This window comes from Tardiphaga sp. 215_C5_N2_1 (assembly GCF_052076055.1).
Classification (GTDB): Bacteria; Pseudomonadota; Alphaproteobacteria; order Rhizobiales; family Xanthobacteraceae; genus Tardiphaga; species Tardiphaga robiniae.
On the sequence record NZ_CP197240.1, the window covers coordinates 3,549,071 to 3,571,770 of the forward strand.

Here is a 22,700-nt window from a genome sequence, read left to right on the forward strand (position 1 = left end):
GTTGTCGACTTGGGTGGGTTCATACGTGCTGAGCGGTTTCGCACGCAAAACGAGATTGCGAACATCGCGCGCTGGCTTTCATGCCGGCCTCGCTTCTGTCCTGCTGATCGCAGGCGCCAGCTCTGTCCATAACGCCACCGCTCTCGACGAAACCCGCACCCTCTCGTTCCACCACACCCATTCAGGCGAAGACCTCACCGTCACGTTCAAGCGCAACGGCCGCTATGACGACGACGCGATGAAGAAGATCAACTACTTCCTCCGCGACTGGCGCAGCCAGGACCAAACCAACATGGATCGTCGCCTCTTCGACATCCTCTGGGAAGTCTATCGCGACGTCGACGGCAAGGCGCCGATCCAGATTATCTCCGCCTATCGCTCTCCCACCACCAACGCCATGCTCCGCCGCCGCTCGTCCGGCGTCGCTCGCGCCAGCCAGCATATGCTCGGCCACGCGATGGACTTCTTCATTCCCGGCGTGGCGTTGGAAAAGATCCGCTTTGCCGGTTTGCGCCTGCAGCGCGGCGGCGTCGGCTTCTATCCGACCTCCGGCTCGCCTTTCGTGCATCTCGACACCGGCAGCATCCGTCACTGGCCGCGCATGACGCATGACCAGCTGGCGCGCGTCTTCCCCGATGGTCGCACCGTGCATCTCCCCACCGACGGCCGTCCGTTGGCTGGCTATCAGCTGGCAATGGCTGAGATCGAGAAGCGCGGCGATGGCGACAGTGCAGCTTTTGCCAAGAGCAAGCCGGGTCTGTTCGCCTCGCTGTTCCGTGGCGGCAAGTCGAATGACGACGAAGACGAGAGCGCAGCAGCCGCGATCGCGCCCGCCAAGCCGTCGCCTGTCGGCATGATGGCCGCCGCGATGCCTGCGAAACCGATCGATACGAAGCAGGCCGAAACGAAGCTGGCTGAGGCGAAGTCTTCGGACCCCGTTCCGATGCCGCGCTCCAAGCCGGCCGCAGCGGCAACCTATCAGCTCGCATCGGCTGACACCGAGACCGTTCCGGTACCGCGCCCGAAGGCACCGATTCCGGCGCCCGCGACCAAGGCCGACAACCGGCCGCAGACGCCGGCCGATATTATCAATGCCCGCGGCTTCTGGGATGATATGCCGGCGCCGAAACAGGCCACGCCGCAGCAGGTCGCCGCGATCACCGCACGCCAGGCCTTGGCCAATGTGGTCGATCCGCAGCCGGCCGCCACCGAGTCCAGCTTCGCCAAGGCGATGGCCTATGCGCCGCCGGCCAACTCCCCGGTTGATCGCGCCAATGTCGTCGCCGCCAGTGCGCCGATCCCGCGTAGCATGCGTCCGGCCTCCGTGGCTAAGAACCCGATGGCGGTGAACAACATCACCACCGTCGTCGCGAAGGGCGCTCAGGGCCAGAACAGCACTATTGCAGTCGCGACCCGCCTCACTGCCGCTGCCATTCCCGACAACCATGTCTGGATGCGCGCAATGATCCTCGCGCCGAGCGCCACCACGTCGATGTCGGCCTCAGTGATGGGCGACGGCGACATGACCATCCTGCGCGCACACTTCGTCAAGCCGCAGGCGGTGGTGGCAATGACTTTCTCGGATGATCCGCAGCTCGGTCTGGTCTGCGACCGCTTCACCGGCTCGGCAACGGCCTCGCTTGCGACGACTGCGTTTGTGATGCGCACGGCGTCGCTGCGTTAAGCGCGCGAATTTCTCAGACTATAATGGTGTCATGGCCGGGCTTGACCCGGCCATCCATCGATTTTTTGTGGCTAGATGGATACGCGGGTCGTCTAGCGCGAAGACGCGCTTCGCGCTTTTGCCCGCGTATGACACCTGAGTGTTTGGCTGAGTATTGGCGCGCTAAGCGCCTTACAGCATTCCCAAGGCTTGCAGGTAGGTCTCGAGGATCGTCTCCTGCTCGGCGCGCTCATTGGCATCCTGCTTGCGCATGCGGATGATGGTGCGCAGCGCCTTCACGTCGTAGCCGTTGCCTTTGGCTTCGCCATAGACGTCCTTGATGTCGTCGGAGATCGTCTTCTTTTCTTCTTCAAGGCGCTCGATACGCTCGACGATAGCCTTGAGCTGATCCTTGGCGAAAGAATGCGTCGCCTGATCGTCCAGCACGGACGCAGCAGAGGTGGCCATCGAAAACTCCTGGTGAACTGATGTTGCTTTAAGCGGATATGGGGTGGGTTTAGTGCGCAGCGTTATGCGCGCATTAATCTTAAGGAAATGACACTCAAGACCACGGCGCCTTGCGTCAAGGCGCCTTCGCGGTCATCCACAGCGCCCCCACAGCTTTGATTTCATGCCTCAAAAAGACCAGAAATCGTCAGTGCCCGCTGTGCACTTTCTTCATGGCCTCAATTTGTTCGGGTTTGGCCTCGGCCTGATGCAGCGATTTCCAGGTCTCGTAAGGCATGCCGTAAATCGCTTCGCGGCTCTCATCCTTGGTCATCGCCACGCCCTTGGCGTCGGCAGCGTCCTTCAGCCAGTTTGACAGGCAGTTCCGACAGAAGCCGGCCAGATTCATCAGGTCGATATTCTGCACATCGGTGCGACCGCGCAAATGGTCAACCAGCCGGCGAAAGGCGGCGGCCTCGAGTTCGGTCTGGATCTTGTCGTCAATCGCCATGAATGGTCTCGCTGTTGCACCCGATACCGGCCTGTCGTCTTCATGTAACATGGGCGCTGTCACAGATTTTGCCATATCACAACGCAAACCGCCTGGCGGGACAGAATTGGTTCCGCGACCGTTGACAGGCCCGCCGGGTCAAGCGAAATCGTCAACGAATTGAGATAGCTTCGCCGCATGACCGCAAAAGATTCCCATTCCCGCCCCTTTCGACGCGTCCCCCTCGCCGGCCTGTTGCCAGTGCTGGCGCTGGCCCTGTCGTGCCTGTGGGCGACCCCCGCGGCGGCTGATTTCCGGCTATGCAACAACACCTCGAGCCGGGTCGGGATCGCGCTGGGCTACAAGGATGCCGAAGGCTGGACCACCGAGGGCTGGTGGAATGTCTCGTCGCGAGCCTGCGAGACCTTGCTGCGCGGAACCCTGGTTGCGCGGTATTATTATATCTACGCACTCGATTACGATCGGGGTGGTGAGTGGTCGGGTCAGGCCTTCATGTGCTCCCGCGACAAAGAATTCACCATCAAGGGCACCGAAAACTGCCTCGCACGCGGCTTTGACCGGACCGGCTTCTTCGAGGTCGACACCGGCGAACAGCGCGCCTGGACGGTGCAACTGACCGAGACCAACGAACAACCGCCGAAGCTGCCGGGCATTCCGGGCCCAACCGGACCGCCTCCGGGCGCACCCGGCGCGGGCTTCCCCGGTCTGCCCAACACGCCAGGTGGCGCGCCCCCGGGCGGGTCAACGACCCTGCCGCCATCAGTACCGCCGGGAGGCAAACAATGAGACGTCAACGCCGCATCAAGATTCTGGCCACGCTCGGCCCCGCCTCCTCGGACAGCGCGATGATCCGCAAGCTGTTCGAGGCTGGTGCCGACGTGTTCCGCATCAATATGAGCCACACGCCGCATGACAAGATGCGCGAGCTGGTGAAGACCATCCGCAATGTCGAAAGCAGCTACGGGCGCCCGATCGGCATTCTGGTCGATCTGCAGGGCCCGAAGCTGCGCGTCGGCGCCTTTGCCGAAGGCGGTGTGCAGCTCAAGAACGGCGAGAGTTTCGTGCTGGATTCCGATCCCGCGCCCGGCGACGCCACCCGCGTGCACCTGCCACATCCGGAAATTCTCGCTGCACTTCGCCCGGGCCATGCGCTGCTGATCGACGACGGCAAGCTGCGGCTGATTGCCGAGGAGACATCGAACGACCGCGCGGTGACGCGCGTGGTGGTCGGCGGCCGCATCTCCGACCGCAAGGGCGTCAGCCTGCCCGATACAGACCTGCCGGTGTCGGCCATGACGCCGAAGGACCGCCTGGATCTGGAAGCGGCACTCGAGACCGGCATCGACTGGATAGCCCTGTCCTTCGTGCAACGCGCCGAGGACGTGCATGAGGCCAAGCGACTGGTGCGCGGCCGCGCATCCATCATGTCGAAGATCGAGAAGCCGCAGGCGATCGACCGTCTCGATTCCATTCTGGAAGCGTCCGACGCGCTGATGGTCGCGCGCGGCGATCTCGGCGTCGAACTGCCGCTGGAACGGGTACCAAGTCTACAAAAGCGCATGACGCGCATGGCGCGCCGCGCCGGCAAACCGGTGGTGGTCGCTACGCAGATGCTGGAGTCGATGATCCAGAGTCCGGTGCCGACGCGCGCCGAAGTCTCCGACGTGGCAACGGCCATCTATGAAGGCGCGGACGCCGTCATGCTGTCGGCCGAATCCGCCGCTGGCAAATTCCCGGTCGAAGCCGTCTCAACGATGAACCGCATCGGCGAGGAAGTAGAGCGCGATCCGACCTATCGCACCGTACTGATGGCCCAGCGCCCCGAACCCGAGCCGACCGTCGGTGACGCCATTGCGGACGCCGCACGACAAATCGCAGAGACGTTGGATCTGTCTGCGATCATTTGCTGGACCAGCTCAGGATCCACCGCCGTCCGCGTCGCCCGTGAACGGCCGAAGCCGCCGGTGGTAGCGATCACGCCGAACCTCGCCGCCGGTCGCAAGCTCTCGGTCGTGTGGGGTGTACACTGCGTGGTGGCGGAGGATGCGAAGGACCTCGACGACATGGTCGATCGCGCCGGACGCATCGCCTTCCGTGACGGCTTCGCCAAAGCCGGCCAGCGGGTCATCATTGTCGCTGGCGTGCCGCTCGGCACCCCAGGTGCGACCAACATGGTCCGCATCGCTTATGTCGGGCCAAACGACCCAGATATGTAGTTCACTGATACAATCTCTCCCCACGATTGGCGGGGAGAGATTGTATTCGCCGCCTGAGGCTTAACCCAGCAGCGTCGCGTCGAGCGTGATTTCTGCATTCAGCACCTTCGACACCGGGCAGCCGGCCTTGGCCATGGCGGTGAGTTCGTCGAACTTCGCCTCGTCGGCGCCGGGAATAGAGGCCGAGAGCGTGAGGTGCACTTTGGTAATGGCGAAGCCGTCACCCTGCTTCTCCAGCGTCACGTCGGCCTTCGTCTCCATATTGTCAGCCTTGAAACCGGCTTCGCCGAGGATCAGAGACAGCGCCATTGTGAAGCAGGCGGCATGGGCCGCGCCAATCAGCTCTTCAGGATTGGAGCCCGGCTTGCCTTCGAAGCGGCTGGCGAAACCGTAGGGATAGTCGGCGAGCGCGCCGCTCTTGGTGGAAATCGATCCCTTGCCGTCCTTGATGCCACCCTGCCATTTGGCCGAACCGAAAGTCGTGGTCATGCAATTCTCCTCAATTTGAGTTGAAGTCGATCGAACGGGAGGTTAGCGCAAGGCGGCCTTCGGTTTTGTGTCAGCGGCCGAGATCATGCCCTCGATCTCCCTCATGATAAGATCAGGTGCAGCATTTTGCACCATGTGACCAACGTTCGGCAGCACGATTAGTTTGGCGCCCGGCACGGTTTTCGCGAAATGACGCGAATGAATCTCCGGCGATACGATGGTGTCGGCAGAGCCTGCGATCACGACGGTCGGAGCTTTGATATCGGCATAGCGCGATGCCTGCGCCATGACGGCAGATTTCAACGTTACCAGATCCCAGGCATTGGCGAGGAAGTTGCGCGGCCGCAGTACAAGTTGCGTCGCGGTCTGCGCGATATAGCCTTCCGGCATCGGCTGCGGCGCAAACACTGCGCCGCCGGCCATGCCCGTCAGGAAATAGCCAAGCGGCAGCGTGATCGTATAGGCCAGCAGCTTGCCTATGGCCGGAGTGGTGACGACCTCGTTATAGAGGCCAACGCCACCGGGCCAGGGATGAGTGACACCCGCCAGCATGACCAGTCCTGCGACACGCTGCGGATAGTCCAGCGCCATCAGCGCGCCGAGTGCGCCGGCAAGCGAATGCACCACAACGATCGCCTGATCGACACCGAGTTTTTCGAGCGTTTCCTCGATCATCCTCGCCTGCATCGCCGGAGAAGAGTTCGACAAATTGTCACGCAAGCTCCAGCCAAAGCCGGGACGGTCGATCAGGATAACGCGGTGTTTTTCTGCCAGCATATTGCCGAGCGGCAGCCGCATGGTTTCCATATTCGACGTGGCGCCATGGATGAGGACAATCGGCGGGCCTGATGCATCGCGTGGTCCGATCTGCACCACATGCAGACGGCCGCCCGTAACATCGACAAGCTCACCCGTTGGCGAATATTTGCGCTCGAATACGAGCACGCCGACCTGTGTGGCCACGGCCAGCACGCATAGCGCGACTACTACAGTGACTGAGATCATTGCCAATATCCGGGGACTTTTGTGCACGATCCAGCTACGCGACGGTACCCTGAGGGTTTCGCGCCGCGCGCCACTTACGCGCTGACGCCAAGACGACCAATACCCGGCAGTTTGATCGCGGGCCGGCGGATGTCGAGGCCGAATACGGCACCGAGCAGATTGAGCTCGAGCCCTTCGACCCAGCCTGCGGTAACGCCGAGATAGCCGCCCAGCGTGGCGCGCACGCCGGTGCCGGAAGGTGTCCAGCCAAAGGCATTGCCGGCATAGGGGAAATCCTTGCCGATGGCGGTGGGCGGCAATGCCACCTGCAATTCGGGCACGGCGGCCAGAACGGCCGCGACGAAGGTGTTGGAGTTCGGCCCGGGCCAGGCCCGATAGTCGCCGTAGGAGCGCCAGGAATAGCTGGCGATCGCCGCCTGAATCTTCGGGATCATCGCGGTGGCCGCGTCACCATCGGCGGCTGCGATAGCGGTCGGCACGTCGCCGAACCAGCGGCCGTCAGCGGCAAAACCATTCAGGCGGATCGGCTCGCCCCACGCCGTATAATCGTAGCGGGTGTAGCGCGACGCGCCCTTTTCCTTGAATACGATCCAGCTATGGACCGCAAAAATACCGCGCCAGCGCACCGTCCGCGCTGCAAAGACCCGCACCAGCGCCTCGGGATGCGCAGCGGGCGGTGGCAACAGGCCGGCGCTGGAACGATCCGCGCTCTGCCAATCGACCGAGCGATCACCCATCCAGTATCTGGCGGCCGACACAACGATGGGAACGACAAGAAGCGCGAGCAGCACAATCACAAATTTTCTCACTGAGGAAGGGCCCGTGGCGGGAAACAATATTGTGGATATGGGGGCGTTTGGCGGCTTTGCCACGGCGATCGCGACAAACGGCCTGCAAGGACTGTCCACGCTATCCACAGGAACGCATTCGTTCCCGCCCGGTTATCGCCACGATCAGGCGGCGGACTGACGCCATGATCTGAACTGGAGATAGTTCCATGACGGCCCGCCCAACCGATGCTGTGATCGACGAAATCATTTCTACCTGCAATGGCGACTTGCGCGGCGCGCTCAAGGCTTTGCTGATGGTCAACGAACAACTGGAAGCGGAATTGCAGCAACTCTATGCCGCTTCACCCCAGTTCGGTGCTATCCGGCCCGGCAATAACGTCCTGCACTAGATCGACCAACGCGCCTATTCTGGATCGTCTTTGTCTTCGACTTTCGGACATTGTGGAATGGTGGAACGTACGCGCGTCTTGAACTCGTGCCACTGCGCCCCACGTAGTCGCAACTTTGGTTAATCCGGAGCTGCTGCATCGTCGAAAGACAGCGATAATGACTAGCCGACGCGGCGCTGCGCTGACTTGCTCTGCTGGATATCTGCGTCATTGTCCTCTGCAGCTTCAGTGGTCGGCGGGGACAACTGCATCAGGACGATCTGTCCGGGTGACGCGATCTCAATACCTTCTTCCTGGAAGCGGATTTTCATGCGGCGATTGAATTCGCGCTGTACGGCCCAGCGGCCGGAATCGGTACACCGGATCTGCCCGACGATCGTCGCCATCGAGCCATCGACCTTGTCGACGCCCCACAATTCGAGATCGCTGCGGATCAGCGGCTTGAAAGCTGCCTCATTGCGCATCTGCTCGACGATGTCCTTCAGCAACTGGCCGGCGCGGTCGGTATCTTCCTTGTAAGCGACGCTGACGCTGACGGCCGCGTTGCCTGCACCGCGGCTGGCATTGGTGATGGTGGTCACCGCGCTGAAGGGAATGATGTGAACCGAACCATCGCCGGCACGCAGCCGGATGGTACGGATCGAGACGTTCTCGACGACACCCGAGAGACCCGACACCGTGACGTTGTCTCCGACCTGCACGGTGCTTTCCAGCAGCAGAAACAAGCCGGTAATCACGTCCTGCACCAGCTTCTGCGAACCGAAGCCGATGGCAATGCCGAGGATGCCGGCACCGGCGAGCAGCGGCGCAACATTGACACCGATCTCGCTCAGCGCGGTGAGCGCAACCACCGCGATGATTACACCGAGTAATGTCGTGCGCAGCATCGGCTGGAACGTGCGCAGACGCGCCGCGCGGGCGAAATGAGCATCGCGCGTCAGCGCCGCGAGCTGACGCTCCATCAGCGCATTGCTACCTTCCCACACAACCGCAGCGACAATGGCCGCTACGCCGACGGTGATGACAGCCGAGACGACCCGACTGCCGATCTGGCCGCCATAGAACCAGACAATGGCATTGACGCCCCACACTTCCAGCAAGGCAACGAGGCCGATCACCGCGATGATCGTTGCGACGACCTTGCGCAACAGGGGCAGATAACGATTGGCACGCGTCTCAAGACCTGGAAAGCGCTGCAGGATTTCCGGTTTGATGCGGAAACCGCGATCAATGAGACTCAGTGCAATCATCGAGACGAGCCGGGCCACCAGCGCGACAATGACCGTGCCGACGATGTATCGCAGCAGCAATGAATAACCGTTCTGGATATTGAGCGCCCAGATGGTCCAAGCCGCCATCACGACGACGATGGCCAGCACATGCCAGAGACTGGCGAGGCGATTTCGCATCGCGCTCAGGAAGCCCGTAGCACCGATCGGCGCGCGGAGTGCATCGGCAACGGGCTTCCGGCACTGCAGGACGATGACGACGACAAACAGATGCACGACCAGCATCACGAGCTTGATCAACGCAAAATGCGCCGAACGATAGAGGCCCATCATCAGGGCGACATTGGCGATTGCGATGCCGGTGGCGCCGACGCCGACGATGCGACGCGTCCAGATTTCGAGATAGGCTGCGGTCTCCTCCTTCACCCTGAACAGAGCGAGCGGCCCGAACAACGCGCGCATCGCGCAGATGATGGCGCGCGCCACCACATAGCTGTTTACGATCGCAAGGATCGCGAGGCGCGTGATCCCGGCATCGCCGATCTGGGTGCCGAGCAGCAGCGATACCGTGCCGGTAAAGACGAAAATCGGAAACAATTCGAGGAGAAGACGCCCGACCACATAGGGAAGCCGCAGCAGCGATTGCCACGCCCGGGTCAGGCTGCGCCGCCGTTTGTTGAGATCAGGCGTCTCGGTGACGTCCGCCGTGGACGACGGTGGATCGGCACGTTCGATGAGCGAGGACGGCGCACGGGCGACGAAAGGAATGCGCGCCTCGAGCGCGGCCTGCGGCCTCCGCAGCAGCCAAACCATGAGCCATTCCGCCGCCAGCGCACCGCCGAATACGACAACAAGCTTCCAGGCGATGTCGAACAGGAGATGATAGGTGGCGGGATCGTTCGCGCTGCGCTGTAGCCAGTACCATAGCGCCGGAAAGCGCGTGACCGATTGCACGGCTGTCGAGACCTCGCGTGTAATATCGCCGAGCTGATCGGAAATAGTCACGAGCAATTGCGCGCCAAGACTGTCGGCGTCGAGCGGAATGGCCGGTTTCTTCTCCGGCGATGCAGGTGTCGCCGTGGCGACCGCGCGCAGCGTATCGATCATTTCCTTGCGCTTGACGTCGTCTTGCAATGTGTCGAGCGCAGCCTTGGCCTGATCGGGGGACAGCGTCGAAGCTGCAGGCGCCGGCGGCGCATCGGCTTTCTGCGCCAGCGCAGGGCCGGTCACAGCAGCCATCGGTGCGGCCATCAACACACATAGCAAAGCGAATAGCGGAAATGACTTCGGCGCCAAAAGGTGTCCCTTCCTGTGGCTCGGAAAACGCCCTTTTCGCCCGTTTCCTGTGTCAGAAGTTTGATTCCCCGGCGACGATGTCTTGTTTTTCCATCGCGGGCAGCAGGGATGCATCAAAGCAGGGTGATGTTCCCACGATGCCCCGCGAGCGCCCCAACTTTCAAGGAATCTCAGATATCGCGGCCTTCGACCTTTTCGGTCAGGGTCTTGACCAGCTCCGGCACCTTTTCGAGATGCGGATTGACCGCAAGCGCCTTGCGGAACGCATCGAGCGCACGCTTGTCGTCGCCCAGCTCCTGCATGATCATGCCGAGCCCTGCCAGAGCACCGAAATGCCGGGGTTCGCGTATCAGCACCTGCTCGATATCCTGCAACGACCGGGTGTAATCGTTCTGCAGGTAATATAGCGTGGCGCGCCGATTCCAACCCTCGACGTAATCGGGGCGCAGCTTCACCACCGCGCTCAACAATTGCAGCGACAGATCGACCTGCTTGGCGTCCAGCGCCGTCTTGGCGCGGGTCATCAGCAGCGCGGTAGTGTCGCTTGTGGTCTGCGACCACAGGGCCCAGATCCGGCCTTCGACGTGTTTGGCACTGGCTTCGTCCGGCGCCGCTTTCAGCGCACCAAACAGAAAATCAAGGCCGCGCGTCTTGTCGGCATTGACCTTCGGCAGTTTGGCGGGCGGCTCGGGAATCTTCTTCGGCGCATCCGGGGTCACGATCTGCGGATCTTTGACCTGCGCGTAGACGGGTGCTGCGCCCAGAAATGCGCTCAGCAGAATTCCAAAACCTGCGGCCGGGATTCTCAATGCCATGCCACAAGTCTAGACACGAAAAAACGCGCTGCAAAGCAGCAGCGCGTCAAACACCTGTGATGTCGTGAGGCCAGCCGGCAAAATGCCGGCCGCGCAGCAACTCAACCCTGGCGAGCCTTGAAACGGCGCTGGGTCTTGTTGATCACGTAGACGCGGCCCTTGCGGCGGACCAAGCGGTTGTCGCGGTGACGACCGCGCAGCGATTTCAACGAGTTACGGACTTTCATCGGTCAATCCTGATAGCTTGCGATACTGACGTCAAAGGCCGTGCGCAGCAGGCCGAAATCAGCGAAAATGAGCTTGAACCCGCTGGCGACCAAGTCGCCCGGGACCCGCGGTTTCTAAGCCATCGGGCGCCGGACTGTCAATCCGATCCGGGCATCTGACGACCATCGGATCGATATTTGCAGGTATTTTGGTGGCTTGAGGGTCCGGGAACAGCCACCGGACCCTTCAAACACGTGCGGATCACTCTTGCGGGACATTCGCGGTTTTCACCACTGCGCCCCACTTCTTGATCTCCGAATCGACGAAAGCCGTGAATTCAGCTCCCGTCAGCTTGCCCGGCTCGACGCCCTGGGTGGCGAATTTCTCGCGGGTCGCGGGTGCCGCCAGGATCTCCTTCATGGCCGCCACCAGCTTCGTATAGGCCGGGCTGCCATTGGCCTGTGGCATGTACATGCCGAACCAGGCGGTCGCCTCGAACCCCTTTACGCCGGCCTCATCGAGGGTCGGGGCGTTGGGGAGCGAGGCCGCTCGGGTCAGGCTGGTGACCGCGAGCACGCGGATGTTGCCCGCCTCGGCAGCAGGCAAAACGGTCGGCAACGTATCGAACATGATCGGAATATGGCCGCCGATCAGGTCGTTCATCGCCGGCGCGGCCCCCTTGTAAGGGATGTGCTCGATATTGATTCCAGCCATCTGCTTAAACAATTCGCCCGACAGATGATTGGCGCCGCCGACGCCGGCCGATCCGAAGGACAGCTTGCCGGGCTGCTTCTTCGCCAGTTCGATCAACTCGGCGACCGACTTCGCCGGAAAGTCCCTGGTTACAACAAGCGCATTTGGCGCCGTCGCGATCAGGGCGATCGGCGAGAAGTCCTTCTGTGTCTCGTAAGGCAAACTCTTGCGCAGACTCGGATTGATCACGTGATGCGTGGCCGTGACCAACAACACGCTGCCATCGGCGGGCGATTTCGCCACGACCTCCGAACCGATCGTACCCGATGCGCCTGGCCGGTTCTCGACGATCGTAGTGACGCCGAGCTTCTCGCCGAGATATTGCGCGACGAACCGCGCGAGGATGTCCGTTGTGCCCCCCGCTGGAAACGGCACGATGATCTTGATCTGACTGACTGGAAAATTCTGCGCCAGCGCGCCCGACAACATGACAAAAGTCATCGCCAGACACGACAGGGCGAGCCTCGTGAGCTTCTTCATTTCGATCCCTTGCCTGTTCTTGTCCGGCGTGCGGACTATGCCGCACGCCGTTGCATTGAGCCACTAGGCTGTCAGCGGAAATTCAACCATCGCCTCACCGGTCGCGACCTTCTCGTCGTTCTGGTTCTTCACCAGCACGTCGATCAGCACCCAGCGCGATTTCTCGGTGGTCTGCTTGGCCTTGATGATGCCGACCGGCTGGATCGTGTCGCCAGGCTTCACCGGCTTGACCCAGCGCGTTTCGAGACGGCGATGGATTGCACCCGCAGGATAGGCCCAGTCGGTCAGCATGCGGGTGATTAGCCCGAAATTATTCATGCCATGCATGATGATGCCGCCGAAATTGGTCTTGCCGAACGAGTTCTTCATGTAGTTGTCGTCGAGATGCAGCGGATTGTAGTCGAGCGATCCGTCGCAGAAGAGCCGGATCGACTCGCGCGACACTGCGAAGCTCGGACCGTCGATGGTGTCGCCGGTGGAGAGTTTGTCAAAGCTGGTTGTCATGGTTGATCTCCTTGCCACACTCACATCGGGCGGATGGTCTGGCCGCGGCCAGAACAGATGACGTCGCCACGCTGGTTGAAGAACACGTTGTCGTGGACCACGAACAGCCGCTCGCGCTTGATGAATTTGTCGAGCGCGCGGGCCTGCAGGGTGATGGTGTCTCCGGGCCGTGCCGGGATGTTGTAGCTCCAGGACTGGCCAGCATTGACGGTGCCAGGTGTGCGCATCCAGTCGTCGGCCGGCGTGCAGGAGAACATCAACAGGATGTGGATCGATGGCGGCGCGATCAGACCGCCATAGGGCGACGCCTTCGCGTAAGCCTCGTCGAAATACAATGGGTGGTTCTCGCCGACCGAGCGGCAATAAAGCTGGATCGCCTCCCTCGTCAGGACATAAGGCAGCGTCTTGCGTGGCTCGCCCGGGACGATCTCGTCCCAGACCTTGCGCAGGTTCGCGTCCTTCCAGAAATCGGTTTCAAAAACTTCCGCTTGCGCCATAGCGCCTTCTCCACTAACGTTCACCAGGCGAACTTTATGTCCGCCTTACGAACAAGTATAGGCGCGGTTTCCCGGGACTGACAAGTCCGAACCGGTAGGATGGTGCATGGCCAAAGACAGTGACGGTTTCGTTCGGGCGATCGCCCGTGGTTTTGCGGCCGTCGAAGCGCTTGGTCGCCCACCGGGCCGGCACACGCTTTCGGAAGTCGCCGCGATCGCGGGCCTCAGCCGCGCGACGGCGCGCCGGATGCTGGCGACGCTGATCGTGATGAAATATTGCGAAGCCGATGGCCGCTATTTCAGCCTACGCCCGCGGGCGCTGGGGCTTGGCCTGTCCTACCTCAATGCACTGCCTTACTGGGGCTATGCGCAACGCGCTTTGGAAGACCTGCGCAACGAAATCGGCGAATCCTGCTCGCTGGCCGTGCTGGACGAGACCGAGATCGTCTATGCGTTGCGATTGCCGGCGCAGCGCATTCTCTCGGCCAATCTCGCCGTCGGAAGCCGCCTGCCCGCCCACGTGGTGTCGCTCGGCCGGGTCCTGCTGGCGGCCCTGCCGCCGGACCAGCGCGCGCACTATCTCGCCACCACCGAATTTAAGCAGATCACCCCACACACCATCACCGATCCCGTGCTGCTGGAATGCGAGCTCGAACGCGTCGAGGCCAAAGGCTATGGCTGGGTCGATGGCGAACTCGATCCAGCCATCTGCGGCATCGCCGTCCCCGTCCGCGACCACGGCGGCCGGGTCGTCGCGGCGATCAGCGTGAATGCGATCTCGGGCACAATGGACGAGGCGACGGCAAAGGAGAAATACCTGATCCCGCTCCGCCGCACCGCGCAGGATATCCGGACACAGTCCTTCTCTACCGGCTAGGTCGGCAGCGTTCCGCGCCTTTCATTCAGCAGGCCGGTTTGCTAGAGCAACCGCCAACGATAATGATGAAAGTGCGGGAGACGCGGGACATGAAATTGCTCAATCCGGACGACCTTGTCGCCATCGACATCCACACCCATGCGGAAGAGCCATGCGGCTGCCACGCCGACGACGGCTATGATGATTTCCAGGCCCGCATGGCCGAGTATTTCAAGTCGCCGCATAAGCATCCGCCGACAGTGCAGGAAACAGCCGCCTATTACCGCGACAAAAAGATTGCCGCGGTGATCTTCCCGGTCGACGCCGAGCGCGAGACCGGCTTCCGCCGCTACAACAACTACGAGATGCTGGAGATCGCCAAAGAGAACGCCGACGTGCTGATCCCGTTCGCGTCGATCGATCCGCACAAGGGCAAGCTCGGCGTGCGCGAGGCACGCAAGCTGATCTCCGAATACGGGGTAAAGGGTTTCAAGTTCCACCCGACCATGCAGGGCTTTTACGCCAACGACCGCATGGCCTATCCGCTCTATGAGGCGATCCAGGAAGGCGGCGCTATCGCGCTGTTCCACACCGGCCAGACCGGCGTCGGCTCCGGCATGCCCGGCGGCATGGGAATGCGGCTGAAATATTCCAACCCGATGTATATGGACGACGTTGCGGTGGATTTTCCGGACCTGAAGATCATTCTGGCACATCCCTCCTTCCCTTGGCAGGAAGAGGCGCTGTCGGTCGCGACCCACAAGCCCAACGTGTATATCGACTTGTCCGGCTGGTCGCCGAAATACTTCCCACCGATCCTCGTGCGCTACATCAATTCGATCCTGCAGGATAAGATGCTGTTCGGCTCCGACTGGCCAGTGATCATGCCGGATCGCTGGATGGCCGATTTCGCCAAGCTCGACATTCGCGACGAGGTGCGTCCGAAGGTCCTGAAGAACAACGCACGGAAACTCCTGGGCATATGACGAACAACGATCTGCCGCGCAAACTTGCGGATGCCCGGCAGATCGCCGCCATTGCCACCGGCTTCTCGCTGCCGTTCTCAACCAGCGGTCAGGCTATCGCGGTGTCGATCTTTGCAGTGCTCGCGCTGCTGACACTCGACCGCGATCGTTTCATCGCCACGTTGCGGAGGCCGGCGGCCTATCTGCCGGTCGCGCTGTTCGTGCTGATCCTGGTCGGCGTGCTCTGGTCGATGCAGCCGCTCAGCGGCGCGATCAGATGGGTTGGTCCCTACGCCAAGCTGCTGCTGATCCCACTGGTGATGGCAACGGCATTTACGCCGAAACAAGCATTACAGATCGCTTATGGCTTTCTTGCCGCCTGTATATGTCTTCTCGCCCTGTCATGGGCTGCGTTCCTGTGGCCCACGGGGCCGTGGGGCTGGTTCAAGGCGCCCGGCGTGCCCTTCAAGGACAACGCGGTTCAATCCGGCTGCTTCGCACTTTGTGCCTTCGCTCTGGCGATCGGCGCGATGCGCATCTGGGTCCAGGACACCCGCCGCGCCATCGCGATGATCGTGCTCGCGCTTCTGTTCTTTGCCGACATTTTCCTGATCTATGTGTCGAAGACCGGCGCAATCATGGCCGCCGCATTACTCGGTTTATTCGTCATCCACGCCGGCGGCTGGCGACGCTCTGCCATGGTCGCGGTCGCAGCCATGATCGTAATCGGCATCGCACTGCTGACCTCGCCACAAGCCCAGCGCCGGATTGCAGAGATCAACTCGGACATCAACGCCAATAGCGGCCAGACCGCAGGCGGCGAAACAATCTCGACTGCATCGCGGCTGGATTTCTGGAGCAAGGCAGTCGGCTTCGTGAAGGCCTCGCCCATCGTCGGCCACGGCACCGGGAGCATCAAGCCGCTGTATCAGAGCATGGAGGCGACGAAGCCGTCGCCCTATGGCCAGGCCACGCCCGATCCGCACAATCAAACGCTTCATACCGTGCTGCAGGTCGGCCTGATCGGCGGGCTGCTACTATGGGCAATGTGGATCGCGCATGCACGGCTTTTTCTCGCGCGCGATTATGCAAGCATCCTCGGCCAGGCCGTCGTGTTGCAGAACGTGATTGGCGGACTTTTCAACAGTCACATCTCGGCGGTGACGCAAGGGATGCTATACTGCCTGGCAGTGGGATTGCTGGGCGCGCTGGTGCGCAACGCTCCATCCGGAATGACCGGCCAAAAGCCGCAAACTACTTCAGCTTCAGCCACCGCTTCAAATAACGCCGCCTGAACTTCTGCACGGCAAACTGTATGCGCAACTGCAATTGCGCATGCCCCTTGCGATCGAGTGAGCTCTTGAACACGCCGTTGAGCGAGCCTTGTTCGGCTAGCGGCGGTTCCGGCCACAGGAACGGGATGCCCATGGCGGGATCGCCGGTGTTAAAGGCGATGTCGATAGGCTCGTGCATGGGATGCCGCGCGATCCAGTCAAGTCGCGCCGAGGCCTCCGGCGCGCCCAGCACATAGGCTTCCATATTGCGCACGCGATTGCCGGGATAGACGATCTGGCCCGGGCGCAACTCCGACGCCGGGGTGTAAAAATTGGTCGCGGCGCCAAGATGCAGAATGCGCGGCCGCGGCCACTTTTCGGCTTCGTCGAGCACGCGCTTCAACTGGTCGCAGAAATCCGGCACCAGCAATGCGTCATCCTCGAAGATCAGCGCCAGATCCTGGCCGCGCTCGCGGATGCGCTGCATGGCGACGACATGTTTCAGCGCGCAGGATTTCTGCCGCAGCGTGAGATCGGCGCCTTCGGCGAAATAAGCCCGATCGACATCGGAGGTGATCTCGTCGGCATCGAAATCCAGCACCCACTCGAACTTGATGCCCGCGCGGTCGAGCTCGCGCTGGATATGCTCCGTGCGCTCGGGCAACGACTTGGCATGGATCACATAGGCCGGCAGCATCGAGGGGTAGGCTCCAGAACATCATCCGGCACGGTCAGCCAGACAAGAGCCCGTATAAGGTCAAAACCGGCGCGAGGGAATGGCGCGGCAGCGCCGCCCCAGTTCCCCAATGCACGGATGTGACTTCACTTTGTCGGCGACATGTGAGAGGGCGTGGCGGTATGTCACCGAGACCGCATCATGAGCCTTGAGTCCGTCCGCGCCTTTCTCACCGCCAACGCCCCCGAATTATCCGTCACCGTCACCGACAAAAGCTCGGCCACGGTCCTTCTCGCCGCCGAGGCATTGGGCGTCGAACCCGGCCAAATCGCCAAGACGCTGTCGGTGCGGGTCGGCGACCGGGTGGTGCTGGTGGTGACCAAGGGTACAGCGCGGCTCGACAATAAGAAGGCACGCGATGCACTTGGCGGCAAGCCCCGCATGCTGGGGGCCGACGAGGTCGTTGCCCTCACCGGCCATCCGGTCGGCGGCGTCTGCCCGTTCGGCCTGGCAACGCCATTACAAGTCTACTGCGACGTGTCGCTGAAGGAATTCGCCGAGGTGTGGCCGGCGGCGGGCTCGGTCAACAGTTCGGTGCGGATGTCCCCGGCACGGATGGCCGAACTGACCGGGGCCAGCTGGGTCGATGTTTGCCAGGAACCGGCGGCAGTGCAGGAGCAAGCTCCCGCGATGGGTTGAGGCAGCGAGAATAATTCACTGCCGTTCATTGCCGGCAGAGAACAAGCCAACCGCCGTCCGGCACGAGAGCAGCGCGGGTATTGCTATTTTTGCCGGGGGATCGACTTCGCCCGCGCAAGGCACGATTTTCCGGATGTCGTCCCTGAGGACGCTCGGCTGCGCAGCAATATGTGCGGCCAAACCGGACAAGACCATGCGCTTCAAAGCCTCGTCTCATCGCCCGCAGTCGTCGAAGACCTGGAAGCAGGTGGTGGCGTCGATCGTGGCCGCAGCTGCAGCCGGACTACAGTCCGCTGGCGCCTGAATGCGCTCTGTAGACGTCCGCGGGAGCGCAAACGCCGCTGGCGCCAAGTTCCCGCGTTATCAAAATCTTGAGGGTATATAGCTAGGGTTGCATCCGGCCGTGTGTAAATCGGCGGGGGGACCTCGAGATGCGGCTCGTGCCGATCACCGACGCCGACAGAAGCTGGGCTTCACTGAAGTCGCAGTGGCGGAAGGCTGCCGAGGCAGCCGAGGAAGACTTCTCCACTTACACCCAGGGTATTTTCGCGGCGCTGGACCCTGTCATGCAGGGCGGCAAGGGTGGGTTGTACGGTCTCTACGACGGCACCGTTCCGCAGGCTTTCTGTCAGGTCAGCAAACTTCTGATGCCCAAATTCGAAGGTCCCGTGCTGCGTTGCCGTTTCATGACCGTGTCGCCGACCTACGACTTCGGGAGTGCCGGTCTCGATAAATACGGACAACTGCTGATCGAGCTGTTTTCCGGCATGATCTGGCTGTCGCGCAACGCCCTTTCCGCCAGCCATATCCAGTTTCACCTCCGCAGCCCCGCCGACGCGCAGTTCCTCGCCCCATTGCAGGCACCGGTGCCCGACTCGCCGTTCCAGCGCTTCACCATTAACGGCGCCTGGGTCGAATGCGATCTCAAGCTGCCCGAACTCGAAACAATGTAAGAGCGTGCAGCGCAATGACGCGTGCCGCAAGCTTGCGCAGCGACATCGGCGATGATAGCCCGGTTGTACGATGACCGGACAAGCTAAGCCACGCACCAAGCGCAAGACAACCAATGGGGCCGCAGGCACGCCTTTGCTGCGACCGCTCAATCCCGTGCGCCGCCGTACTGAGGAAGTCGTCGAGCGCATCGCTGCCCAGATCATCGAAGGCCGCTTGCCCGCAGGCGCGCGTCTGCCGACCGAGCAGGCCATGATGGCGGCCATGGGCGTCAGCCGCACGGTCGTTCGCGAGGCGATTGCCGCACTCCGCGCCCGGGGCCTTGTAACCACCCGGCAGGGCGCCGGTGCCTTCGTCAACAGTGAGCCCGATCAGCAACCTTATGCCATCGACCCCGACGGCCTGGGCTCGCTTGGCAGCGTGATCGAAATTCTTGAACTGCGCACGGCCGTCGAGATGGAGGCCGCGGCTATAGCCAGCGAGCGCGCCACCGCTGCCCAGATCCGAGCCATTGCCAAGGCCGCGGCTACCTTCAGCCGCGCCATCGCCAATGGCGACCGCGCAGTGAAGGAGGATTTCGACTTCCACTTCGCCATTGCTGTCGCCACGCAGAATGCGCGCTTTGTCGGTTTTCTGGAATTCCTTGGCGGTCTTATCATCCCGCGCCAGAGCATCCGCACCTTCGATGGCAAAGTCGAATTGCAGAAGCGCTATCTCGAGAGTATCGAGAAGGAGCATCAAGTCATCGTCAATGCGATCAGCGCCCGTTCGCCGCGCAAGGCTCGCGATGCGATGCGCCGGCATTTGCTGAACGGCAAGGAACGCTACAAGCAGTTGTCAGTCGATCCGGTCCAGTAGCTCACCTGAAGCCGAACGCGTGCGGCAGCGCCATCGAGAACCACGGCACGTAAGTCACCAGCATCAAGACGGCGAACATCACCCAGTAAAACGGCCAGATTCCGCGCATCACTTCGTCCACCGAGACCTTGCCGATGGCGCAGCCGACGAACAGCGTGGTACCGACCGGCGGCGTCAGCAGACCGATGCCGAGATTGAGCAGCATCACGATGCCAAAATGCACGGGGTCGATCCCGAAACTCTTCACCACCGGCAGCAGGATCGGCGTGCAGATCAGCAGCAGTGGCGCGAGATCGAGCGCCGTGCCGAGGATCAGCAGCATGATATTGAGCCACATCAGCAGCACGTATTTGTTCGACGAGATGGCGACGAAGAACTCCGTCATATGCGCCGGCATCCGCATCATCGCAGCGACATAGCCGAAGCATGACGCGGTCGCGACCAGCGTCAGCACCATCGCCACCGTCTGGAGCGTCCGGTAGGTCAGCATCGGCAGCTCGGACCATTTGTAGTCGCGATAGATAAACATCGTGACGAAGAAGGCCCAGACGCACGCCACAGCGCCAGCCTCGATCGGCGTGAACACGCCTGTAAGAATGCCACCGAGCACGATCACCAGTGTGACGATGCCCCAGGTGGCATCCCCCAGCATCTTCAGCGCCTGCTTCACCGGCACCGGCTCGCCCTTCGGATGACCATCGCGATAGGCAAAGTAGAGACACAACAACATGATCGCGAAGCCAAGTAACAGACCGGGCACGATACCTGCCAGGAACAGGCTGGTGATCGAGACCACGCCGCCGGTCGCCAGCGAATAGATCACCGCATTGTGGCTCGGCGGCACCAGGATCGCCTGGACCGAGGCGGAGATGGTCACATTGGTGGCGAATACCCGTGGATAACCCTTCGCCGCCATCTGCGGGATCATCACCGAGCCAATCGCCGACGTATCCGCGACCGACGAGCCGGAGATCCCGGACATGATGGTCGTAGCCAGAATATTGACCTGGGAGAGGCCGCCGCGGATGCGCGTGAAGCCGACCACGACGGCTGCAAAATCAACCAGCCTTCGGGCCATGCCGCCTTCTGCCATGATGGCGCCGGCCAGCACGAAGAACGGCACGGTCAGCATCGACACCTTGCCGACGCCGCTGGAGAGTTGCTGCATCACAGCTGCAACGGGCAGATCGATCCACAGTGCGCCGACCAGCGCGGAAAGCGCCAGGGCAAAGGCGATCGGCATGCCGACGGCGAAGAACAGACACATGCTGAGCAGAAGAACGGCGATGTCCATGTCGGATTTTCTTTATTCTGGCTGGAGCTGATCGGCGAAGCTAGTCGAGAGGTATGTGTGCGTCGCTGCCATCCTGTGGCGGCGGACCGATGGTCAGGCGTTCGACGACAAAGAGAAACATCATCGCGCCGGAAACGGGGATCGGCATGTAGGTGATCCCGACAGACAACCAGGGAAATTCATCCACCGAATTGCCCCAGGTGGTCATCACCAGCTTCATGCCCCAGATCACCATGAACAGTGCCACCGCAGCCATCAGCAACTCGCTGATGAAAGCAGCCACGACACGCGCGTGAGGCGGCAGCAGGTTGGTACCTACCGTCATGTTCATGTGGATGCGCTGGCGATAGCAGTTGGCGGCGCCAATGAAAGTCACCGCTATCGTCAGCAACACCGCCAGCGGCTCCGGCCACGACGCCGCGCTGTTCAAAATGTAGCGGGTGTAAACAGCCCAAGGAATAATCGCGGAGATCAGCACAAGCGCCAGGCAAGAAAACACGGCGCCGGACCAGTATAGTGCGTTCATGGCGCGGCGGAACGCGTAAGCCGCACCATGGCTGGCCGTATCGGCGTGATGACTGGATGCAGCCGGCAGTTTGGAAATAACGTCAGACATGAAGACCTCAGGTAACGCGACGGAAGCGCTGGCCTATCCTGTCGTCCCCGCGAAGGCGGGGACGACACATTGAGAACATGCCGCTAGCTCACCGCAGCAATGCGCTTGGTCATCTCGGCGTATTTCGCGCCGTATTTGTCCCACACCGGCTTCACGGCATCGCGGAACGGCTGCTTGTCGATGGACGTGACGATGTCGGTGCCGACTTCCTTCATCTTGTCCAGCGCGGTCTTCTCCGCCTCGTACCAGAGCACGCGCTGTTCGAGCTGCGCTTCGCGGCCGAATTTCTTCAGCAGCGCCTGATCGTCCGGCGTGAGCTTCGCCCATGACGCCTTCGAGAACACCAGCAATTCCGGAATGATCAGATGCTCTGTCATCGAGAAATACTTGGCGACCTGGAAGTGGTTCTGCGCCACGAAGGATGGCAGGTTGTTCTCGGCCCCATCGACGACGCCGGTCTGCATGGCGCTAAACACCTGATCGAAGCCCATGGCGACACCATTGCCGCCGAGCGCATTCATGGTGTCGATAAACAACGGATTGCCGATCATCCGGATCTTGAGACCCTTGAGATCAGCGAGCGTCTTGATCGGGCGCTTGCTGTTATAGATGTTGCGCGAGCCGGCATTCATCCAGCCAAGCGCGACCAGGCCGGTTTTTTCATTGGCCGTGATCTTGTTCAGCAGCTCGGTGCCAATCTCGCCATCGAGGACCGCTTCCATGTGCTTGGAATCGCGAAACACGAACGGCATGTTGAAGACGTTGACGTCATCGACCACCGGGCCGACGGCGCCGACGGAAATGCGCGCGATCTGCAGAGCGCCGACCTGGGCCTGCTCGATGGCTTCCTTCTCGCCGCCGAGCTGCATGGACGGAAACATCTGGATGGTGAGCCGGCCGCTTGTGGCGGCATCCAGCTTCTTGCCCATGCGCACCACGGATTCGACCGTGGGGTAGCCGAGCGGGTGGACATCAGAGGCCTTGAGGACCATCTTGGTCTGCGCCTGCGCAGGCGTGAACCGCCCGAGACCGGTAGCGCCAACCGCGAGCGCGGCCAGTCCGCCTTTGACGACATCTCTTCTCTTCATGGACGAAATCCTCCCTGTGAATTTCCCGATGCGGCGCGTTGGCCATTATTCTGGTTCGCCCCTTTGCGGGGTCGATCTTGTCACAATTCTAGGAGCGTGCCGGCCCGCCGTCCATCAGCTTGTAGCGGCAG

General features: G+C 61.7%; 26 protein-coding genes. 11 read left to right on the forward strand and 15 right to left on the reverse strand.

Annotation, left to right across the window (positions count from 1 at the left end; translation table 11 throughout):
- The first annotated feature begins 25 nt into the window (after nt 1-25).
- A complete protein-coding gene (locus AB7828_RS16905) occupies nt 26-1,684 on the forward strand; it encodes a DUF882 domain-containing protein (RefSeq protein ID WP_441230680.1) in 1,659 nt (552 codons plus the stop codon).
- 171 nt (nt 1,685-1,855) lie between these two features.
- Here AB7828_RS16905 and AB7828_RS16910 read toward each other — a convergent pair whose 3' ends face one another.
- The gene (locus AB7828_RS16910) at nt 1,856-2,131 is read right to left on the reverse strand and encodes a DUF2312 domain-containing protein (protein ID WP_068728829.1); all 276 of its coding nucleotides are present in this window, start codon (nt 2,129-2,131) and stop codon (nt 1,856-1,858) included.
- A gap of 187 nt (nt 2,132-2,318) precedes the next feature.
- Nucleotides 2,319-2,621, reverse strand: a complete 303-nt coding sequence (locus AB7828_RS16915; RefSeq protein WP_089265876.1) for a DUF1244 domain-containing protein — start codon at nt 2,619-2,621, stop codon at nt 2,319-2,321.
- Nucleotides 2,622-2,798: 177 nt separating this feature from the next.
- Between AB7828_RS16915 and AB7828_RS16920 the strand changes: the two genes are divergently transcribed.
- Entirely contained in the window at nt 2,799-3,407 is a 609-nt protein-coding gene (locus AB7828_RS16920) for a DUF1036 domain-containing protein (protein ID WP_175367813.1), read from the forward strand.
- Nucleotides 3,404-4,837, forward strand: a complete 1,434-nt coding sequence (gene pyk, locus AB7828_RS16925; RefSeq protein WP_441230681.1) for a pyruvate kinase — start codon at nt 3,404-3,406, stop codon at nt 4,835-4,837. The genes AB7828_RS16920 and pyk overlap by 4 nt, the downstream gene beginning before the upstream one ends.
- A 60-nt stretch (nt 4,838-4,897) precedes the next feature.
- Here the strand turns inward: pyk and AB7828_RS16930 are convergent, their stop codons facing one another.
- The 3 genes from AB7828_RS16930 to AB7828_RS16940 all read right to left on the reverse strand — a co-directional run bounded on the left by AB7828_RS16930 (nt 4,898) and on the right by AB7828_RS16940 (nt 7,128).
- Entirely contained in the window at nt 4,898-5,326 is a 429-nt protein-coding gene (locus AB7828_RS16930; RefSeq protein ID WP_441230682.1) for an OsmC family protein, read from the reverse strand.
- A gap of 42 nt (nt 5,327-5,368) precedes the next feature.
- On the reverse strand, nt 5,369-6,331 hold the full coding sequence (locus AB7828_RS16935; RefSeq protein ID WP_441230683.1) for an alpha/beta fold hydrolase: 963 nt from the start codon (nt 6,329-6,331) through the stop codon (nt 5,369-5,371).
- A 74-nt stretch (nt 6,332-6,405) separates the two neighbouring features.
- On the reverse strand, nt 6,406-7,128 hold the full coding sequence (locus tag AB7828_RS16940; RefSeq protein ID WP_441230684.1) for a DUF3750 domain-containing protein: 723 nt from the start codon (nt 7,126-7,128) through the stop codon (nt 6,406-6,408).
- 25 nt (nt 7,129-7,153) lie between these two features.
- Between AB7828_RS16940 and AB7828_RS16945 the strand changes: the two genes are divergently transcribed.
- On the forward strand, nt 7,154-7,300 hold the full coding sequence (locus AB7828_RS16945; protein ID WP_158005629.1) for a hypothetical protein: 147 nt from the start codon (nt 7,154-7,156) through the stop codon (nt 7,298-7,300).
- A 28-nt stretch (nt 7,301-7,328) separates the two neighbouring features.
- The gene (locus tag AB7828_RS16950; RefSeq protein WP_068728843.1) at nt 7,329-7,511 is read left to right on the forward strand and encodes a hypothetical protein; all 183 of its coding nucleotides are present in this window, start codon (nt 7,329-7,331) and stop codon (nt 7,509-7,511) included.
- Nucleotides 7,512-7,672: 161 nt separating this feature from the next.
- Here the strand turns inward: AB7828_RS16950 and AB7828_RS16955 are convergent, their stop codons facing one another.
- From AB7828_RS16955 to AB7828_RS16980, 6 genes are all read right to left on the reverse strand, one after another.
- Nucleotides 7,673-9,991 carry a mechanosensitive ion channel domain-containing protein gene (locus AB7828_RS16955; protein WP_441230685.1) on the reverse strand — a complete coding sequence of 773 codons (2,319 nt, stop codon included), beginning with the start codon at nt 9,989-9,991 and terminating at the stop codon, nt 7,673-7,675.
- 215 nt (nt 9,992-10,206) lie between these two features.
- Nucleotides 10,207-10,851, reverse strand: a complete 645-nt coding sequence (locus AB7828_RS16960) for a tetratricopeptide repeat protein (protein ID WP_089265870.1) — start codon at nt 10,849-10,851, stop codon at nt 10,207-10,209.
- A gap of 101 nt (nt 10,852-10,952) precedes the next feature.
- Nucleotides 10,953-11,078, reverse strand: coding sequence for a type B 50S ribosomal protein L36 (gene ykgO / locus AB7828_RS16965; RefSeq protein WP_055038661.1), 126 nt, complete (start codon nt 11,076-11,078; stop codon nt 10,953-10,955).
- 241 nt (nt 11,079-11,319) lie between these two features.
- Nucleotides 11,320-12,291: a Bug family tripartite tricarboxylate transporter substrate binding protein gene (locus AB7828_RS16970; protein WP_441230686.1), complete on the reverse strand. Its 972-nt coding sequence runs from the start codon at nt 12,289-12,291 to the stop codon at nt 11,320-11,322.
- Nucleotides 12,292-12,354: 63 nt separating this feature from the next.
- Complete coding sequence (locus AB7828_RS16975; protein WP_320445514.1) at nt 12,355-12,795, reverse strand: MaoC family dehydratase; 441 nt, start codon at nt 12,793-12,795, stop codon at nt 12,355-12,357.
- A 20-nt stretch (nt 12,796-12,815) separates the two neighbouring features.
- Nucleotides 12,816-13,292 carry a MaoC family dehydratase gene (locus AB7828_RS16980; RefSeq protein ID WP_093757153.1) on the reverse strand — a complete coding sequence of 159 codons (477 nt, stop codon included), beginning with the start codon at nt 13,290-13,292 and terminating at the stop codon, nt 12,816-12,818.
- Nucleotides 13,293-13,398: 106 nt separating this feature from the next.
- Here AB7828_RS16980 and AB7828_RS16985 point away from each other — a divergent pair, with 106 nt between their 5' ends.
- From AB7828_RS16985 to AB7828_RS16995, 3 genes are all read left to right on the forward strand, one after another.
- A complete protein-coding gene (locus tag AB7828_RS16985) occupies nt 13,399-14,169 on the forward strand; it encodes an IclR family transcriptional regulator domain-containing protein (RefSeq protein WP_441230687.1) in 771 nt (256 codons plus the stop codon).
- Nucleotides 14,170-14,258: 89 nt separating this feature from the next.
- Entirely contained in the window at nt 14,259-15,134 is an 876-nt protein-coding gene (locus AB7828_RS16990) for an amidohydrolase family protein (protein WP_184512024.1), read from the forward strand.
- A complete protein-coding gene (locus tag AB7828_RS16995; protein WP_441230688.1) occupies nt 15,131-16,408 on the forward strand; it encodes an O-antigen ligase family protein in 1,278 nt (425 codons plus the stop codon). The genes AB7828_RS16990 and AB7828_RS16995 overlap by 4 nt, the downstream gene beginning before the upstream one ends.
- Here the strand turns inward: AB7828_RS16995 and AB7828_RS17000 are convergent.
- Nucleotides 16,368-17,084 carry a glycosyltransferase family 25 protein gene (locus tag AB7828_RS17000; protein ID WP_089265863.1) on the reverse strand — a complete coding sequence of 239 codons (717 nt, stop codon included), beginning with the start codon at nt 17,082-17,084 and terminating at the stop codon, nt 16,368-16,370. The two genes, AB7828_RS16995 and AB7828_RS17000, sit on opposite strands and share 41 nt — an antisense overlap.
- Before the next feature lie 180 nt (nt 17,085-17,264).
- On the opposite strand from AB7828_RS17000, the gene AB7828_RS17005 reads away from it, so the two are divergent.
- The 3 genes from AB7828_RS17005 to AB7828_RS17015 all read left to right on the forward strand — a co-directional run bounded on the left by AB7828_RS17005 (nt 17,265) and on the right by AB7828_RS17015 (nt 19,571).
- Nucleotides 17,265-17,762 (forward strand): YbaK/EbsC family protein, encoded by a 498-nt coding sequence (locus AB7828_RS17005; RefSeq protein WP_175367807.1) that lies wholly within the window; start codon nt 17,265-17,267, stop codon nt 17,760-17,762.
- A gap of 431 nt (nt 17,763-18,193) precedes the next feature.
- Complete coding sequence (locus tag AB7828_RS17010) at nt 18,194-18,715, forward strand: hypothetical protein (RefSeq protein ID WP_175367806.1); 522 nt, start codon at nt 18,194-18,196, stop codon at nt 18,713-18,715.
- A 70-nt stretch (nt 18,716-18,785) separates the two neighbouring features.
- Entirely contained in the window at nt 18,786-19,571 is a 786-nt protein-coding gene (locus AB7828_RS17015) for a FadR/GntR family transcriptional regulator (protein WP_089265861.1), read from the forward strand.
- A gap of 1 nt (nt 19,572) precedes the next feature.
- On the opposite strand, the gene AB7828_RS17020 is transcribed toward AB7828_RS17015, so the two are convergent.
- The 3 genes from AB7828_RS17020 to AB7828_RS17030 all read right to left on the reverse strand — a co-directional run bounded on the left by AB7828_RS17020 (nt 19,573) and on the right by AB7828_RS17030 (nt 22,569).
- Nucleotides 19,573-20,865 (reverse strand): TRAP transporter large permease, encoded by a 1,293-nt coding sequence (locus tag AB7828_RS17020; protein ID WP_089265860.1) that lies wholly within the window; start codon nt 20,863-20,865, stop codon nt 19,573-19,575.
- Between the two features lie 40 nt (nt 20,866-20,905).
- A complete protein-coding gene (locus AB7828_RS17025; RefSeq protein WP_175367803.1) occupies nt 20,906-21,481 on the reverse strand; it encodes a TRAP transporter small permease in 576 nt (191 codons plus the stop codon).
- Nucleotides 21,482-21,564: 83 nt separating this feature from the next.
- Nucleotides 21,565-22,569 (reverse strand): TRAP transporter substrate-binding protein, encoded by a 1,005-nt coding sequence (locus tag AB7828_RS17030; RefSeq protein WP_093757160.1) that lies wholly within the window; start codon nt 22,567-22,569, stop codon nt 21,565-21,567.
- Between the last annotated feature and the right edge of the window lie 131 nt (nt 22,570-22,700).

What these genes read in the sequence shown, in the direction of transcription:
- AB7828_RS16910 (WP_068728829.1), bottom strand. Translation starts at nt 2,131, where the DNA reads ATGGCCACCTCTGCTGCGTCCGTGCTGGACGATCAGGCGACGCATTCT.
- AB7828_RS16915 (WP_089265876.1), bottom strand. Translation starts at nt 2,621, where the DNA reads ATGGCGATTGACGACAAGATCCAGACCGAACTCGAGGCCGCCGCCTTT.
- AB7828_RS16920 (WP_175367813.1), top strand. Translation starts at nt 2,799, where the DNA reads ATGACCGCAAAAGATTCCCATTCCCGCCCCTTTCGACGCGTCCCCCTC.
- pyk (WP_441230681.1), top strand. Translation starts at nt 3,404, where the DNA reads ATGAGACGTCAACGCCGCATCAAGATTCTGGCCACGCTCGGCCCCGCC.
- AB7828_RS16930 (WP_441230682.1), bottom strand. Translation starts at nt 5,326, where the DNA reads ATGACCACGACTTTCGGTTCGGCCAAATGGCAGGGTGGCATCAAGGAC.
- AB7828_RS16935 (WP_441230683.1), bottom strand. Translation starts at nt 6,331, where the DNA reads ATGATCTCAGTCACTGTAGTAGTCGCGCTATGCGTGCTGGCCGTGGCC.
- AB7828_RS16950 (WP_068728843.1), top strand. Translation starts at nt 7,329, where the DNA reads ATGACGGCCCGCCCAACCGATGCTGTGATCGACGAAATCATTTCTACC.
- AB7828_RS16955 (WP_441230685.1), bottom strand. Translation starts at nt 9,991, where the DNA reads ATGGCCGCACCGATGGCTGCTGTGACCGGCCCTGCGCTGGCGCAGAAA.
- AB7828_RS16960 (WP_089265870.1), bottom strand. Translation starts at nt 10,851, where the DNA reads ATGGCATTGAGAATCCCGGCCGCAGGTTTTGGAATTCTGCTGAGCGCA.
- ykgO (WP_055038661.1), bottom strand. Translation starts at nt 11,078, where the DNA reads ATGAAAGTCCGTAACTCGTTGAAATCGCTGCGCGGTCGTCACCGCGAC.
- AB7828_RS16970 (WP_441230686.1), bottom strand. Translation starts at nt 12,291, where the DNA reads ATGAAGAAGCTCACGAGGCTCGCCCTGTCGTGTCTGGCGATGACTTTT.
- AB7828_RS16975 (WP_320445514.1), bottom strand. Translation starts at nt 12,795, where the DNA reads ATGACAACCAGCTTTGACAAACTCTCCACCGGCGACACCATCGACGGT.
- AB7828_RS16980 (WP_093757153.1), bottom strand. Translation starts at nt 13,292, where the DNA reads ATGGCGCAAGCGGAAGTTTTTGAAACCGATTTCTGGAAGGACGCGAAC.
- AB7828_RS16985 (WP_441230687.1), top strand. Translation starts at nt 13,399, where the DNA reads ATGGCCAAAGACAGTGACGGTTTCGTTCGGGCGATCGCCCGTGGTTTT.
- AB7828_RS16990 (WP_184512024.1), top strand. Translation starts at nt 14,259, where the DNA reads ATGAAATTGCTCAATCCGGACGACCTTGTCGCCATCGACATCCACACC.
- AB7828_RS16995 (WP_441230688.1), top strand. Translation starts at nt 15,131, where the DNA reads ATGACGAACAACGATCTGCCGCGCAAACTTGCGGATGCCCGGCAGATC.
- AB7828_RS17000 (WP_089265863.1), bottom strand. Translation starts at nt 17,084, where the DNA reads ATGCTGCCGGCCTATGTGATCCATGCCAAGTCGTTGCCCGAGCGCACG.
- AB7828_RS17005 (WP_175367807.1), top strand. Translation starts at nt 17,265, where the DNA reads ATGAGCCTTGAGTCCGTCCGCGCCTTTCTCACCGCCAACGCCCCCGAA.
- AB7828_RS17010 (WP_175367806.1), top strand. Translation starts at nt 18,194, where the DNA reads ATGCGGCTCGTGCCGATCACCGACGCCGACAGAAGCTGGGCTTCACTG.
- AB7828_RS17015 (WP_089265861.1), top strand. Translation starts at nt 18,786, where the DNA reads ATGACCGGACAAGCTAAGCCACGCACCAAGCGCAAGACAACCAATGGG.
- AB7828_RS17020 (WP_089265860.1), bottom strand. Translation starts at nt 20,865, where the DNA reads ATGGACATCGCCGTTCTTCTGCTCAGCATGTGTCTGTTCTTCGCCGTC.
- AB7828_RS17025 (WP_175367803.1), bottom strand. Translation starts at nt 21,481, where the DNA reads ATGTCTGACGTTATTTCCAAACTGCCGGCTGCATCCAGTCATCACGCC.
- AB7828_RS17030 (WP_093757160.1), bottom strand. Translation starts at nt 22,569, where the DNA reads ATGAAGAGAAGAGATGTCGTCAAAGGCGGACTGGCCGCGCTCGCGGTT.